General features: G+C 42.5%; 15 protein-coding genes and 1 pseudogene. 7 read left to right on the forward strand and 9 right to left on the reverse strand.

Annotated elements, in window-relative coordinates; genetic code table 11:
• Window positions 1-96 precede the first annotated feature (96 nt).
• On the forward strand, window positions 97-1212 hold the full coding sequence (locus ACFI6L_RS02620; protein WP_462573373.1) for an alpha/beta hydrolase: 1116 nt from the start codon (window positions 97-99) through the stop codon (window positions 1210-1212).
• 109 nt (window positions 1213-1321) lie between these two features.
• Window positions 1322-2554 (forward strand): MFS transporter, encoded by a 1233-nt coding sequence (locus ACFI6L_RS02625; protein WP_462573374.1) that lies wholly within the window; start codon window positions 1322-1324, stop codon window positions 2552-2554.
• On the opposite strand, the gene ACFI6L_RS02630 is transcribed toward ACFI6L_RS02625, so the two are convergent.
• Together ACFI6L_RS02630 and ACFI6L_RS02635 are read right to left on the reverse strand one after the other, a co-directional pair.
• Window positions 2544-2729 (reverse strand): hypothetical protein, encoded by a 186-nt coding sequence (locus ACFI6L_RS02630; RefSeq protein ID WP_462573375.1) that lies wholly within the window; start codon window positions 2727-2729, stop codon window positions 2544-2546. The two genes, ACFI6L_RS02625 and ACFI6L_RS02630, sit on opposite strands and share 11 nt — an antisense overlap.
• A gap of 19 nt (window positions 2730-2748) precedes the next feature.
• Window positions 2749-4389: a response regulator gene (locus tag ACFI6L_RS02635; RefSeq protein ID WP_462573376.1), complete on the reverse strand. Its 1641-nt coding sequence runs from the start codon at window positions 4387-4389 to the stop codon at window positions 2749-2751.
• A gap of 121 nt (window positions 4390-4510) precedes the next feature.
• Here ACFI6L_RS02635 and ACFI6L_RS02640 point away from each other — a divergent pair, with 121 nt between their 5' ends.
• The 4 genes and pseudogenes from ACFI6L_RS02640 (at window position 4511) to ACFI6L_RS02655 (ending at window position 8225) form a co-directional block, all read left to right on the forward strand.
• Window positions 4511-5065 (forward strand): VC2046/SO_2500 family protein, encoded by a 555-nt coding sequence (locus ACFI6L_RS02640; protein WP_014949512.1) that lies wholly within the window; start codon window positions 4511-4513, stop codon window positions 5063-5065.
• Between the two features lie 149 nt (window positions 5066-5214).
• Entirely contained in the window at window positions 5215-6210 is a 996-nt protein-coding gene (gene trhO, locus ACFI6L_RS02645) for an oxygen-dependent tRNA uridine(34) hydroxylase TrhO (RefSeq protein WP_014949513.1), read from the forward strand.
• Window positions 6211-6262: 52 nt separating this feature from the next.
• On the forward strand, window positions 6263-6511 hold the full coding sequence (locus ACFI6L_RS02650) for an EF-hand domain-containing protein (protein WP_039220280.1): 249 nt from the start codon (window positions 6263-6265) through the stop codon (window positions 6509-6511).
• Between the two features lie 299 nt (window positions 6512-6810).
• Window positions 6811-8225: pseudogene (locus tag ACFI6L_RS02655) on the forward strand (transposase).
• Window positions 8226-8435: 210 nt separating this feature from the next.
• Here the strand turns inward: ACFI6L_RS02655 and ACFI6L_RS02660 are convergent.
• Window positions 8436-9026: a DsbA family protein gene (locus ACFI6L_RS02660; RefSeq protein WP_462573377.1), complete on the reverse strand. Its 591-nt coding sequence runs from the start codon at window positions 9024-9026 to the stop codon at window positions 8436-8438.
• 62 nt (window positions 9027-9088) lie between these two features.
• Window positions 9089-9817 carry an SDR family NAD(P)-dependent oxidoreductase gene (locus ACFI6L_RS02665; protein WP_462573378.1) on the reverse strand — a complete coding sequence of 243 codons (729 nt, stop codon included), beginning with the start codon at window positions 9815-9817 and terminating at the stop codon, window positions 9089-9091.
• A gap of 219 nt (window positions 9818-10036) precedes the next feature.
• Here ACFI6L_RS02665 and ACFI6L_RS02670 point away from each other — a divergent pair, with 219 nt between their 5' ends.
• On the forward strand, window positions 10037-10924 hold the full coding sequence (locus tag ACFI6L_RS02670) for a LysR family transcriptional regulator (protein WP_462573379.1): 888 nt from the start codon (window positions 10037-10039) through the stop codon (window positions 10922-10924).
• A gap of 62 nt (window positions 10925-10986) precedes the next feature.
• On the opposite strand, the gene ACFI6L_RS02675 is transcribed toward ACFI6L_RS02670, so the two are convergent.
• From ACFI6L_RS02675 to ACFI6L_RS02695, 5 genes are all read right to left on the reverse strand, one after another.
• On the reverse strand, window positions 10987-11145 hold the full coding sequence (locus ACFI6L_RS02675; RefSeq protein WP_462573380.1) for a hypothetical protein: 159 nt from the start codon (window positions 11143-11145) through the stop codon (window positions 10987-10989).
• A gap of 873 nt (window positions 11146-12018) precedes the next feature.
• On the reverse strand, window positions 12019-12552 hold the full coding sequence (locus ACFI6L_RS02680; RefSeq protein WP_069944406.1) for a hypothetical protein: 534 nt from the start codon (window positions 12550-12552) through the stop codon (window positions 12019-12021).
• A gap of 242 nt (window positions 12553-12794) precedes the next feature.
• A complete protein-coding gene (locus ACFI6L_RS02685; protein WP_014976575.1) occupies window positions 12795-14120 on the reverse strand; it encodes a DEAD/DEAH box helicase in 1326 nt (441 codons plus the stop codon).
• Between the two features lie 262 nt (window positions 14121-14382).
• Window positions 14383-15036, reverse strand: a complete 654-nt coding sequence (locus ACFI6L_RS02690; RefSeq protein WP_014949519.1) for a CoA transferase subunit B — start codon at window positions 15034-15036, stop codon at window positions 14383-14385.
• Entirely contained in the window at window positions 15036-15743 is a 708-nt protein-coding gene (locus tag ACFI6L_RS02695) for a CoA transferase subunit A (RefSeq protein WP_014949520.1), read from the reverse strand. The genes ACFI6L_RS02690 and ACFI6L_RS02695 overlap by 1 nt, the downstream gene beginning before the upstream one ends.
• Between the last annotated feature and the right edge of the window lie 122 nt (window positions 15744-15865).

The following is a 15865-nucleotide window of genomic DNA, read 5'->3' on the forward strand; positions in this document are numbered from 1 at the left end:
ATTTAGATTATGCCTACTAATCAATTTAAGAGGCTTGTGTCAACATAAAAATGAATGAAGAGTACCGCCAGACAATAGCAATGAGGATGAGAATTTATGCAACCACTTAGTCACCAAAAAGCAGTAGCAGACGATGTGATTACTGATCGGAGAGACTTTTTGAGGAGTTCAACTTGTATTGCAGCAATTAGCGCGATTGGGCTTTCTGCTAATAGTTCCTTTGCAAGTGATGAGGGGGCTAACAAGGTTGAACAAAGTGCCAAATGGGATAAAACATTTCCAAAAAGTAACAAGGTTGAGCATCGTAAAGTTACCTTTAAAAATCGCTACGGGTTTACGTTATGTGGCGACTTATATCAGCCTAAAAATGTAAAAGGAAAACTTCCGGCACTGGCGGTCAGTGGGCCGTTTGGAGCAGTAAAAGAACAGGCTTCAGGTTTGTACGCTCAGACATTAGCTGAGAAAGGGTTCATAACCTTAGCTTTTGACCCTTCATATACAGGGGAAAGCAGTGGAGAGCCTCGAAATGTCGCGTCACCGGACATCTGCACTGAAGATTTAAGTGCCGCGGTAGATTTTTTTGGCTTAGTGTCCAGAGTAGATAGAAACCGCATTGGTGCCATAGGTATCTGTGGCTGGGGAGGGTTCGTTTTAAATGCCGCTGCGGCAGACAAGCGCATTAAAGCCGTAGCAACAAGTACAATGTACGATATTTCACGAGTAAGTGCCTATGGTTACAACGACAATATGAGCTTTGTCGAACGTACAAACATACTAGAACAACTAAGCACTCAACGTTGGAAAGATACTGAAGGTGGTAGCTACGCTTATCAGCCACCTTACAATAAGGGGGTGACCGAGGACGCTCCGCAATTTATGATTGATTATCATGATTACTATATGACCTCACGTGGTTACCATGAGCGCGCTGTCAATTCAGGTAATGCGTGGACAATGACTAATCCTTTATCGTTCATGAATGCACCTATTTTGAACTACATCAAGGAAATTTCTCCACGTCCAATTTTGTTTATTCACGGTGAGCAAGCCCACTCCCGCTACATGAGTGAAACAGCTTATCACGCGGCAGCTGAACCAAAAGAATTAATGGTCATCCCCGATGCAGTACACACTGATCTATATGACGGTGGTGAAAACCATATTATTCCTTTTGAAAAATTATCTGAATTCTTCAATAAGCACCTAAGTTGACACTGGCCCGTCTAATCTAGGACGGGTGGACTCTATTTCACAAAGAGGTAAGTAACCGAGGCTGCACTGTTTTCCTTCATTAAATCTACAGACGTAACAAAAGAGTCTTATGAAAGAACTATCAAGTAAGGTTTCACAGATGTTGGTCTGTGAATGTACAAATTTCGATGAAAAGCCTTCGTACTGGAGTGGCGTATTCGCGATGGCACTTTGTATTTTCACACTTGTGGCCTCCGAGTTTATGCCAGTGAGTCTGCTTACGCCAATCGCCCATTCCTTAGATGTCACGGAAGGTATGGCAGGGCAAGGGATTGCAATTTCCGGTGCTTTCGCCGTTTTTACCAGCTTATTTATAACGACTATTACAAATGGTTTGAATCGCAAAAGTTTGTTGCTGATATTAACAATACTGATGGGTGTGTCAGGTGCCGTTATTGGTTTTGCAAATAGCTATTACACCTACATGATAGGTCGTGCACTCATAGGGGCAGTTGTTGGTGGTTTTTGGTCAATGTCAGCCGCAATTGCGATGCGATTAGTTCCTAAGGAAAGTGTTTCTAGGGCGTTAGTAATTTTTAATAGTGGAAATGCATTTGCCATCGTAATTGCTGCCCCTCTTGGAGCTTATCTTGGCACTTTAATAGGTTGGCGCGGTGCCTTCTTATGCCTAATTCCAGTCTCTTTTATTGCGTTGCTTTGGCAGTACATAAGTTTACCTTCAATGCCAGTCAAAAAGCAGTCAAAAAGCATGCGTAACGCATTAGCCACGTTCACATTGCTTCGCCGACCAATTGTTCTCCTTGGCATGCTTTCTGTGGGCGTGTTTTTCATGGGGCAGTTCAGTCTCTACACCTATATTCGACCATTCCTAGAAACGGTGACTCTAGTAGATGCTACCACGTTGTCGTTAATTTTGATGCTGATAGGTGCCTCAGGCTTCGCAGGTACAATGTTGATCAACATTCCCCTAAAAAAGGCATTTTATCCTACGCTGATAGTAATTCCGACTATTATGGCCGCTACTGCTTGTGGATTAGTTTTTGTTGAGTATTCGGTGACAGGCGTGACCATATTGCTTGGCATTTGGAGCTTAGTTTCTACAGCAGCGCCAGTCGGTTGGTGGGCTTGGATCCCTAAAACATTCCCTGAAGATGCAGAAAAAGGCGGTGGCTTACTCGTTGCGGTTATTCAATTGTCAATCGCTTTGGGGTCAACAGTGGGTGGGATACTTTTTGATTCTGGAGGTTTGGAAATAACTTTTTTAGTGAGCGCGCTCTTACTAATAATATCAGCTGTGTTCACACTTCGAACTGCCCAACTAACACCTAGTCCTATGAAATAGTCGGCTGTGCGATTTTATAAACCGGAAATATTACACCACTGTTTAGCTCTTCAAATGTCATTCTGTGAATACCAGCATCGGCTAGTATAAAAGACTCGTTCTGACTTAGCGCCTGTTCATTGGCGCTAACCTCGTTGATTAAAATTGCCACCATTAAAAAAACTAACAATTTCATAGCTCACCAGTTTTCTAATTCAAAAGCCAATATATTTAGAGAGTTCATCTCTAAGGTTGCTGTATTTTTCTTTGTAAGGCGCCTTAAGTGACATATCGTCAATCAATTTAAAAAGCCGCTTACACTCATTAATGAGTTTCATTTCGGCTTTATCTTCTTTGATTGCAATTTGTAGAAGACATTGCAATAGATTAAGCGCAACCCCTGTATTTACAGGAGCAAAGCCTTGAGCAAGGGCAAACGAAGCTTTAGCACGTTCGTAATCTTGCTGCTGATAGTGTTGAATGCCTTCGCGGTTGAACTGTTGATAACTGGCTAAGTTTTTCTGAGCATTGAGGGCTTGCGCATCAAGCATGTTTAAACTGTTTTGGTCGAGCTCATCCTGTCTTGAAGTTAAAAGTGCATTCAACTGTAGCGCATCATCAAACTCACCCAGTTTATACATAACGTTAATACTGTCAGGAATAAACGCGGTAGGAACACCCGTGTACTTATCGTCAAGAAGTGTTTGTGACGTTGTTAAGTGGCGTTTGGCATCAATCAGTTTGCCGTCTATAGCGCTAATTCTAGCGTTGACGATTGTACCAAATATATCTACGTCAAAATCTCTGTCCATTTTTTGAAGATGTTCATCAAACTTTCCTCTTTGCAGAGTTAGTAATGCTTCTTGCTGATACTTATTGCGCTGGCGCTTGTCGTCTGCAAACTCTGCGACATCTAAAAGGCTTCGGATAATACCGCACCAGTGCAAACTTGTTTTGTGAACGGTTCGTTTCGATAAATCCCAGATCGCTTGGCTTGAACTCGCTGCCAGCACTAAATCGTCATTTTGCCGACCTATTTCACAGGCTTTGAAATGCCTGGGTAGGGAGTAGGGCGACAGTTTTATTGCTTCTTTTATTGCATCTAGTGCTTTGTCGCCAGATGTCGTGGCTTGGTGTGCTTGCGCAAGAATATCGTGAGCGTCTGCATTGAACCGGTTTCGCTTTAGCGTTCTCTTGGCAATTAAAATCGCTTTCTCATATTCCTTTAAAAGCAAGTAAGTTTTTCCAATAGCTATTTGTGCCCACAGCACGGGTTTTCCGTCAATGTAGTCACGTAATACATCTAGCGCTTTATCGGGTTGCTTTATACGCCAATATAGCTCGACTAATAGCTGTTCACAGTGACCTTTATAGTGGGAAGGGGCGTCAAGTAACGCTTCGATATGGTCGATTGCACTGTTTATTTCACCATGTTCAACGAGACTAAACGCTTGCTGGAGAAACTGTCTTTTCTGCCACGCACGAACAATACGAGACTTCAGCTGAACTTGAGAAAAGGGCTTAATTAAAAAATCATCGGGTCTACGTTCAATACTGCCCAACACTACCGGTCGAGCGCTATCTGCGCTTATCAGAATGAACACCGATGTGGGACTGATAAGCCTTCGAGTACGCAACTCTTCAATGAGCTCATAGCCATTTTTGTTGTCAGCTCCCAAGTGTAGATCACAAATTACAATATCAAACTTATGCTTTTTACATAGTGATACCGCTTGTTCAGCAGATGACTTCGTAACTACATCAGATGCGCCCATCGAATGCATCAGCCCCTTTAATAAAAGAAGGAAAGGGCGTTGGTCTTCAACAATCAGTACTTGTTTGTTGCTAAATTGCATTTCAAATCCATGAATGAGCACGCGATTACTTTATAGGAGTATATCTAATTTTAGATAATAAGCTTAAGAAAAACATTATCTTGCCGAAAACATAAGTATACATATGAAGTTGTAAATAAGAATGTCGCAAGAAACTGTCGAAGCTCGTGAGCAAATACCTATTGACCCCAGTATATACTGGGAGCGCAGTGGTGTGCTTGCTAAAGCATCTGCGCAGGGAGCGTTGTTCTCTTTATATCTTGCTATGCAGCAACATAGTGTTGCCGAGCCATTTGAAATTGAAGCGGTTGCGTCAGAATCTGATGATAAAAGCAGCATCGAATCCAAGCTTGCATCGTTAAATTATTATAGAAGGCCATCGCTAGCTGCTAATGAAAGCGAATGGGGCAGAATGCGCGTTTTGTCTGAGTTAGTATCTCAAGACTATGCGGCAGCAAGGTTATATTTAAGTATGAATCCCTCTCCACTTTCACAAACTGATGATGCTAAACGTCTACCCGACGATGTAGTAGATAATTGTAGTTTGGCAACACAAAAGCGGTTGAAAAAGGAATACGCTAACACCGTGAAGGAAGATAATACGCTGCTATACGATATCCTTTCATCACAAGATAAAGAATACCATTCACAACAAGAAAATTCGTCACACTTCACATCTTTTGAGAATATTGCATAGCAGTCATTTCAATTCGTTGTTGCGTGCTAAGTTTGGGTTGACGTAGGAGCGCTAATTCGTATCCGCCCTAGTTTTTATCATTCCTTTTTGTTATATTGCGCGCCGCATTTTTGCACTGGTCTTACGCTCCAATCAGCAAAGGTTAAAATATGTCTAAATATATTGTATGCGCAATGTATAAATTTGTTGCGCTTGAAAACTTCAAAGAAATCCGCCAACCGCTTCTCGAAACAATGGAAGCTAATGGCATTAAAGGTACACTTCTTCTTGCCCACGAGGGGATAAACGGTACGGTTTCTGGTACCCGTGAAGGTATCGACGCATTACTTGCTTATTTAAACAGCGACGAGCGTATTAATCCTATTTCTTGCAAAGAATCTCTTCACGATGAACAGCCGTTCTATCGCACCAAGGTAAAACTGAAAAAAGAAATTGTGACCATGGGCGTTGAGGGTATTGACCCTCGCAAAACCGTTGGTACTTACGTAAAACCTAAAGACTGGAACGCACTTATTAGCGACCCAGATGTTACGGTTATTGACACGCGAAACGGTTATGAAATTGAAATTGGTACGTTCAAACACGCTATCGACCCTAAAACCGAAACGTTTCGTGAGTTTCCTGAATACGTAGCGAAAGAGCTCGACCCGTCAAAAAATAAAAAAGTGGCTATGTTCTGCACCGGTGGTATTCGCTGTGAAAAATCGACGGCTTACTTGAAAGAGCAGGGGTTTGACGAGGTTTATCACTTAGAAGGCGGTATTCTACAGTACCTTGAAGATGTACCGAAAGAAGAGTCATTGTGGGAAGGCGATTGCTTTGTATTTGATAATCGCGTTGCAGTTAACCATGACTTAGAGAAAAGCCATTATGAGCAGTGCTACGCGTGCAGACTTCCAATTACTGAAGAAGACAAGCAGAGTGATAAGTATGAGCCGGGTGTAAGCTGCCCACACTGCTTTGGTACCCATACCGACGATCAAATTGCTCGCTTTAGAGAACGTGAAAAACAGGTTCAGCTGGCAAAAGAGCGTCAACAAGAGCACGTAGGAACGGAAGCGCGTTTGACCATGGAACAAAAGCGTCAGGAAAAAGCAGAAGCTCAACGTTTACGCGCACTTAAAGCAAAAGAAAATCAGGCGTAGACAGCTAGAAAGAAGGGCGTTACACTCGTGCTTATTGCAGTTGAAATAAGGAATGCGAGTGAGCACTCAACTTTCAGAATCTAAAATTGAAGAAATTAGAAAGGACTTCAGCTTTTTCGATCGTGATGGCAACGGCCAAATCGATTTGCCGGAGTTCATCGAGCTTCTAACCGTTATTTCACCAAAAACGAAAGCTAGCCACGTACAAGAAGGCTTTAAGCTTATCGATAGTAACGACGACGGTTACATCGACTTTGAAGAGTTTTTGGAGTGGTGGCAAGAAGGATGGTGGGAGTACTAAGTTTAAACTTAGTAACACTTATCGTCGACTGAGGCTTTTCGACACGCTAGGCTAAGCGTGGAAACGAGGGCTAGGCCACGTAAAAGAGCCAATTGAAAACGAGTGCTTTTAAGCACTCGTTTTTTTGTGTGTTGAGTTTGGCGTTTCGTGTTGGGAGTGAGATATAGCTTCCTTTGAATAGCCTTCAATGTCGGCTTCGAGCGTAAAGCGGACATCGGGACAAGGAGTTTTTCCACCTCAAAGGACAGTAGACCAAACCCAACTTCATCTGCACACTGAAATGCCAATCCTTGGCAAGGATGCATTTGTTAGTAGCTCAATACTCTACCTATAAACGACATCGCCCAGAGCAGACATTGCTGTATCAATTAGTCGAAAGTCACTATCCAGAATTTATAAAGCAGCTTTCAGATCAAGGAAAGTCGTTACCACGCCATTTGGAAAAAGAGTTTGCCGAATTTCTTAAGTGTGGTCGTCTTGAACACGGATTTTTGCGTGTTATTTGTGACGACTGCAAACATGAGAAGCTGGTCACGTTCAGTTGCAAACGCAGGGGGTTCTGCCCAAGTTGTGGGGCAAGACGTACGGCAGAGAGTGCCAAGTTGCTAGTTGATGATGTTCTTCGAGGCCACCCAGTCCGCCAATGGGTGCTAAGCTTACCTATCCCACTGCGTTTATTGCTCGCTAGATATTCCAAAGAGCTCAGTAAAGTCATGCAAATCATTCTTCGCACAATTTCCACTGACATCATCCATCGAGCAGGTTACTTGAAAAAGCAAGCCAAGACCGAGGCAGTGGCTTATATCCAAAGATTTGGTAGTGTACTGAATCTCAATATCCACTTCCACATGCTATTTCTAGAAGGCGTCGTCAAAAAAGAGCGAGGTCAAACCACATTCAAACGTGTCAAAGCCCCTAGCCATAGCGATATGGAGCGGGTTGTCAACACCATCAGCCATCGAATCGTACAATATCTGGAAAAAGCAGGACAGATCCAACGTGACATGGACAACACCTTTCTAAACTTGCAGATTGATGATGAAGATAGTTTATTGCCATTACAGGCCGCATCGGTTAGTTATCGTATCGCTGTGGGGCCAGATGCAGGTAAAAAAGTGTTCAGCCTACAAGCAGTTCCAGCCAAAGATTCGGAAAACTTTGGTCAACTCGCAAAGATAGCTGGATTTAGCTTACATGTAGGTTTTTTTGCTGATACCCACCAATCTGATAAATTCGAACGCCTTTGCAGATACATCGCAAGGCCAGCGGTGAGTGAAAAACGCTTAAGTCTAACCTCCACAGGCAACGTCAGATATGAACTCAAGATGCCATATACAGATGGTGCCACTCACGTTTTCTTTTCGCCGATTGACTTCATAGGCAAACTTGCTGCACTTGTGCCACCACCTAGACTCAATCTTACTCGTTTTTACGGGGTATTTGCCCCCACGCCCGCAGTATGTCGTGGGCTCAGCGGTTAAAGCGAGTATTCAACATTGATATTACCATTTGCGAAGCGTGTGAGAGCATCAATGTCAAAATTGTCGCTTGTATTACACAGCCTACTATCATCAACAAGATATTGATGCACTTAGACAAAAACGGCTCTCCCATTACTGCCAACACATGCAGAGCACCACCGTTAGATGAAGTACTAGAACCACCGTCATTTGAAGACTTTGTCATTCAGCGAAATTTCTATTTTGGGGCTTAAAAGTCCTACCGCAAAATAGAGCTTGAGCATTAATTTGTTGAGGCACCATCTTTCACATTTCACGAACAATTATTCAGTACCAATGGCCTGCGAACTCAACTATGTGGCGGACAATTAGTTCATCACTTCATTACCAAACTTCAATCTGAGTATGCGAAACAAGTCTTTAATTCAGCTGGTATAAAGGGTAGTAAATAGCGTTTGTTCTTCTTATACTTTTACCATATCTTCTATGAAAAACACGCGATCTTGACCAAAGAACATTTCATCGCCCACGAACATGGTAGGCGCACCGAAACAGCCTTTTTTCACTGCTTTCTGAGTATTTAATTTTAGTTCCGCTTTAATATCATCGGTCTCAATGAGTGATAAAAGCGCATCAGCGTCCAGCCCATTTTCAATTAGCTCGGTCCGCAGTATTTCTTCCACTCCAACGTTCAGCCCTTTCACCCACATTGCGTTGAACAATACGGTTAGATACTTTTCGAAAACGCCCATTTTTTTGGCTGCAAAACAGCCTCTCATTATGGTTAGCGTGTTAATAGGAAAGTGTGGATTCATAATAAAAGGAATACCGTAGAGCTTGGCATATCTTGGCAAGTCATACTTCAGCATATAGCGTCCCTTGGCGGCAACAGCACCGGGAGATACATTGTTTGTGGCCTTGTGTACTGCACCCAGCAGCATGGGCTCGTAAGCGATATCAGCATTGTAAGTACTGGCAATTCTTTTAAGCTCGCCATACGCGAAATACGCCGTTGGGCTACCAATGTCGAAATAAAAATCTATTTGTTGGTTCATTCAGAATTCTCTTTTTTATTTGTTAAGTGGTTAATTTATTGCTTTAATGGGCGAATCTTGGTCTACCATTTTTCTACCCATGGACGTATGTCTAATTCGAATGTCCACGCATTTCTGGGTTGCTCGTGCAGCATTACATAGTTTGTAGCTAAATCTGTAGGCTGCACCACACCATCTTTTGATGACAATGTTGCATAGTCGGGGTGATTATCTTTGATCCACTGTGTTTCAACGGCGGCATCAATAATGACGTGAGCAACATGAATATTTTTCGGGCCAAGCTCTCGTGCCATCGACTGGGCAAGCGCTCGCAACCCGTGTTTTGCGCTGGCAAATGCACCAAAAGATGCGCCACCACGAACGCTTGCAGTTGCACCGGTAAAAATAATGGTGCCGCTATTGCGCTGAATCATTTTGCGCGCGGCTTCACGCCCCACCAAAAAGCCCGAAAAGCACGCCATTTCCCATATTTTGTAAAACTTCTTAGCAGTTGTGTCGAGAATGCTCATGGGCACATTTGCCCCAATATTAAAAACCACCACTTCTATAACGCCAATATTGGCCTCAATGTCAGCAAATAACTGCTCTACCTGCTCTTCATTTCTGGCATCAACGCCATACCCATGAGCATCAAAACCTTCTGCCCTTAAGGTTTCAGTATAGGCAGATAGTGACTGCGCATTTCGCCTGGCCATACATACGGTAAAACCTTTCAGCGCATAAGCCTTGGCAATGGCACCACCAATGGCATCACCTGCCCCTACCACTAGGGCCACTTTGTTATCTTTCATCAATAACTCTCCACTTTAGACAATAAATTAAAAGCAACTAGCAACAACGATGATGTTAAGTTAATCTGACCATTCGGCTTTTAAAATTCATTTATTGTTAACTTAAGGTAAGTTTTACTAATCTTTAAGCATCAAAAATCTGTGCATTTAAGGTCAATACACGTACTACCTAGACACCTAAAACTGACTTAAGAGCAAAAAGAGTAAAGAGCGAGTACTGTGAACCCACCTCCTATCCAATGGTTACCTGTTTTTTATTATGCAGCCCAGTACAAGAGCTTTCGAAAAGCGGCTGAGCGCCTGTGCGTATCGCCGCCGGCGGTGAGCCAACATATAAAAAGCCTCGAAGCGTATTTGGGTGTGCGTTTATTTAAGCGAAATGGCCCGACGCTCACGCTAACCGATGAAGGTAAGTTTTATTATCAAAGTATTCAGCCAATAATGATGCACTATCACAGCAGCTTTAATGAGTTTGATAGGCGGTTTAACAAACGCGTATTGCGCTTAAATACCCCTCTTTTTATTGCTCAAGAGCTCCTTATTCCAAACTATATGCATTTTAAAGTGATAGAGCCGAATGCGGAGTTGCGCATTTCTACTGGCACAGAATACATCGACTTTGATTCCAACATTGCCGATGCCGCAATACGCTTTGGACATGGAAATTGGCCCGAGTTAAACGCAAAACTGTTATGCAAAGTAACTGCTAGCCCAATCTGTTCAACTATTTATGCAAGTTCACATATCGATAGTCAGCAAATACTCGAAGAGCAATTGAATAACCAGGTTATTCTTACTACCGATGAGAGCATTAAAGAGTGGCGACAACTGTTTCCCAACATTACGCCTAGAGAGGTTGTGGTGTGCGACTCTTACTTTTCAATTATTAAATCAGCTGAAATGGGCGTAGGTATTGCCCTTGGCATTTTTCCAGCGGTTAACAATTGGATAAACAATCAAAAGCTACAGTGCCTTACTCATCAAATGTTTGAAATAGAGGCGGGCTATTGGTTTGTTTACCCTAAACAACGCACTGACAACACATTGATTGACGCAGGTTACAAGTGGTCGTCTCAACTATTTGGTAAGTTGCCGAAGTTAGGGTGATTAAGAAGATTCCAAGCGCACTACAAAATCAATTCCCAATACCCGTAGAATAGCCCGCTATTTTACGGGTGGCTTCTACACTTGGCTTTTTGCACTGCTTGTACGTATATGCTTGTCGCATTTACCGGTGTTTCTTTGCTGTTGCCCAACAAGCTAATAACGGTGCTTACCGAACCGTCTGAACTAAAGATAGGCGCACTTACTACATTAATGTCGGGCAAAAAATCTTCTTTAAAACAGCACAAGTTGCTTTGTTTTATGTCTTCAATTCGTAGAACACCGCTTTTTTTATAGGCTTACCCATGTAGCGTGGCATAGGTGCAAATGCAGTGAACCGAAAATTAAAGTACTCAATGAATATGGCGTGTATGATATAGATTCAGATTTTCAATGATAAGCCCCATAAAAAACGAATCAGTTTCAAATATTTTTTGATAATAAAAATTCGATAATAGATAATATCAACAGCAGCGTGCATTTCACAATTCATTGGATAGGCGCGATGTGGGGCTAACCTATCAACAAGAAAACCGTATTCTCAAGCTGCTAGCGCCAATCAAGTACGAAACCGTATACCTGTAGGAAAGCGTGTATTTATACGTCCTGTACACGTTGAATAAGGCAGATACGTTAACATTCTAGTTCTTTTTAAAAATACAACAATAAAAAACCCTCGTCTTAGCGAGGGTTTTTATATCAATCTAAATTAGCAGAAGCTTAGTGTTTACAGTAAATAAGTCGTTTAATACTGCCCAGTAAAATCAATAAGTGGGTGGAACCTTATTTTTAATAAAGATGTTTAACAAAAATCGATCTTATAGTCGAAATTTTGTCAGTAACTGTCTTCCCCAAGCTAGTACTTAAGCGACAGCTATGAGCGTTTAGCGGACGTTGGACATAACTTTTGCGGAAGTCCGCTTCAGACAAAGAGCGGAAGGTCAACGATTCGAGCTTCGACTTCTGATTTTGGCACAAAACGGAAGTAGTCGAATAAAAGTAGGATTGTCAGTATCTTCTCTCAAACGAACCTTTAACACAAACGCTACTGTAAACAATCACCGCCGCCCTAAAAAGCAATCCTTGGTGAATACAAATTACCAATCAGCGCTGTATACTATATTGGCTGCGGACGCCTCTACTTCTAGTGGGGCTTTATCGTAACCGTATTCAGCCATGTCGAAAAAGTGTTGGGTGACAACTTCATCTAAACTGGCTCGTTCAATCTGTAACACATGCACTAATTCGTGGGCTAACTTTGGTCTATTAAGCTCGAAATCTTTACGAGCATAAATCGAATAGCCGAAAACTTGTGCGTTATTTATTATTCCTTCTCCAACAAGTCCAACGGCTTCGCCAAACACTTTAAGCGCGAAGTTTTCGTAGGGATATGGCACTTCATCTACATAAACAATTCTTACTTTCTTAGGCTGTTTTATGCCTATCTCCGATGCTAGCGCCAATTCTTGTTCGTTCAACGGTTGACCTATTTTTAAGCCTTTCATATCTGTTTCATGTGCCCACTCTATGTATTGCGGCAACAATACGCGTGCTATTATTTTTTCATAGGAAAGTGCCACAACGACTATTACTATAAACAAGGCTAACGATACGAACTTTATAAATTTCATGTGGTTAAAATCCATTTTAAAGGGGGAGTTTGTGCCGCTTACACGCTTTGTTACAAACAGTTGAAGCGTGTAGTCAGCACAATCGACTTGTTTCTATATGCGTAGTAGAGCATATGATGGCGAAGTGTTCCATCAAAGGGCTGCAGGAAATGTGATTAAAAACAATGTGAAAGGTTACACACCGCTATTCAATAGTGAATTGTGACTAGCGGCGGTGATGGTTCAAACTACGATATAGAGTTTTACTCGTCGTCGTCAGACAGAGTGTTTCTTGGCTTGCGTTTCACAGGAACCATACCAATGTCTTCTCCAGACATGGTATCGACACGTTTTTTAGTGCCAGGTTTTGCTGGTTTCGCTACGCGCTTTTTACCACTTTTTGCATTTGATTGTTTCGATACTTTTTTCTTCGGCGTAAAACCTTTGAAAGACGCCGAGAATTCGTCATGCGGTGAACACTCTAACGCATATTGAAGGTGATTCTTAAGCCCCTCGAAACTGTTCCAATCACGAGGGCCAATTAGCGAGAATGCTTCGCCTTTTTGCCCAGCACGGCCTGTACGGCCGATACGGTGAATGTATTCATCCGCGTTCTTAGGAAGGTCAAAGTTAACCACCAATCCAACTTTTGATAGATCTAGTCCACGAGAGGCGAGGTCGGTAGTAACCAGAATACTGTGCTGTCCACGAGCAAACGCACTCATTACTGCTGCGCGTTGGCTTTGTAGCATATCACCACGAAGCGCAATAGCTTCTAAGTTTTGTTCGTTAAGCAGTGCTGCAATTCTATCGGTATCTTCACGGGTAGCTGTAAATACGATAGCTTGGTTGTAGGTACGATTGGCTAGTTCAAACTGTAAAATTTGATCTTTGTTATCAACATTGTCTGCAAAGAAGCACTTCTGTTCGATATCGCCATGCTCTGCGGTTGAGTCTCCTACAGCTACACGGACAGCGCCTTTGGTTAACTGCGTTGTCATATGCTTTAGCTCAATATTATCGAGCGTGGCAGAAAACAACATAGTTTGACGCTTTCTGTGATCAGCATAGTCGTTAATCATTTTAAGCTGAGCAGAGAAGCCTAAGTCTAACATTCGGTCGGCTTCATCAAAGATAAGCAACTCTAAACCGTTTAAATACACACTTTTATCTAATAGATGGTCGGCTACACGACCAGCGGTACCAACGATAATGTGAGGGTTACGGCGAAGCGCTTTAACTTGGTCGTTATAATTTTCACCACCCACAATAAGTGAACAAGTAAGATTTAGCCCGGTACACATTGATTTAGCTTCAATGAAAACTTGTTTGGCTAGCTCTCGAGTTGGCGCAAGAATAAGTGCGCGTGGGTCTTGACGACTAAGGGCTTTTTGCGACATTAGCCTGTTTATAGCTGGCACTAAAAAGGCGAAGGTTTTACCTGACCCCGTTTTTGATGACGCAATAATATCTTTGCCCTGAATAGCTGGCAGCATAGTGCGTTCTTGAATTTCGGTTAGCGTCGAAATGTTTTTCGTTTCGAGCTTTGAAATAATTTTGTGGTGAACAGGTAAATCAGTAACTAGCAAGAAGGTATAGCCTTTTTAAAATGACATTCGGGCGCATTATCCCTTAATGCACGGTGCATTTAAAGGTTTATTGGAAAGGCTTATGAGTTTGCAGACTGAAGGCAGGTGCTTGTAACAATCGTTACTCAACGAAGAATATAAAGTTAAAGCAAAAATGTGAGTTAACTCAATGGCGCGCGCTTACCACAAGAGCATAAATGCTGAATGATAAGCGCGACATTGCGAAGCACAATTAAATGAAAAGCACAATTAAACGCAGAGTTTAAAACTGCATTTCAGGTACATTTTCAGGAACAACAAGCTTTCCGCCCGTTTTCTCTTTAATTTCGTCTACGCTGACGCCCGGTGCACGTTCTTGAAGCACAAATGCGCCGTCTTCAACACTCAGCACCGCTAAGTCGGTAATAATGCGCGTAATACAGTTAACACCGGTTAACGGTAAGGTGCATTCGCCAAGTAGTTTTGGGTTACCGTGTTTGTCGGTATGGGTCATGGTAACTATTATGTTCTTCGCGCCAGCAACTAAGTCCATAGCACCGCCCATGCCTTTAACGAGTTTGCCCGGTATCATCCAAGACGCAATATTGCCCGATACATCAACCTCAAATGCGCCAAGTACAGTAAAATCAACGTGGCCGCCGCGGATCATGGCAAAGCTCTCAGCGCTACTAAAAATAGATGCGCCTGTGATAGCCGTTACCGTTTCTTTACCAGCGTTTATCATATCAGCGTCAATTTCACTTTCAGTCGGGTAGCGTCCCATCCCCAAAAGGCCGTTTTCTGATTGCAGCATCACGCTGATGTCATCTGGTACATAGTTAGCTGCAAGGGTAGGGATACCAATGCCTAAATTAACGTAATCGCCGTCTTTAAATTCCTGAGCGACGCGCATTGCGATTTGTTCTCTACTAAGCATTACACTGACTCCTTGCTAACTACACGGCGTTCAATACGTTTTTCAAATGAACCTTGAATGACACGGTTTACATAAATCCCGGGAGTGTGGATCTCGCTAGGGTTCAATTCACCAGGCTCTACAATTTCCTCTGCTTCAACCACAGTGATTTTACCTGCAGTAGCGGCCATAGGATTAAAGTTTTGTGCTGTATGGCGATAAATACAGTTTCCGTAAGTATCTGCTTTCCATGCTTTTACAATGGCAAAGTCGCCAGTAATAGCATGTTCAAGAATATAAGGGCGACCGTTGAATTCTTTGACTTCTTTTCCTTCACCAACAGGCGTACCATAACCTGTGGCAGTGTAGAAGGCAGGAATGCCAGCACCACCAGCGCGCATTTTTTCCGCCAGCGTTCCTTGAGGTGTAAGCTCAACTTCCAACTCACCGTTAAGCAGTTGTTTTTCAAACAGGGCATTTTCACCTACATAAGAAGACACCATTTTTGCTATTTGTTTGTCTTCTAGTAAAAGACCCAAGCCAAATCCATCTACACCGCAGTTATTAGAAACTACAGTAAGTCCAGATACGCCCATTTTCTTAATTTGGCCTATCAGTCCTTCGGGTATACCACACAACCCGAAACCGCCCGCAATGACTGTCATACCATTTTCAAGGCCAGCCATTGCTTCTTCGTATGAGGATACAACTTTGTTAAATCCCGCCATTCTCTATCTCCAATGCATTTGTTAAAAATAAGTATCGACATTGTTGCTTCATTTGTAAAATCGAATTAATCTTGCGATTAATAAAAACCATTTATTAATCGCTGAGATCACTTGAAAAGTTT

The organism is Alteromonas sp. G4i35 (genome assembly GCF_054960375.1).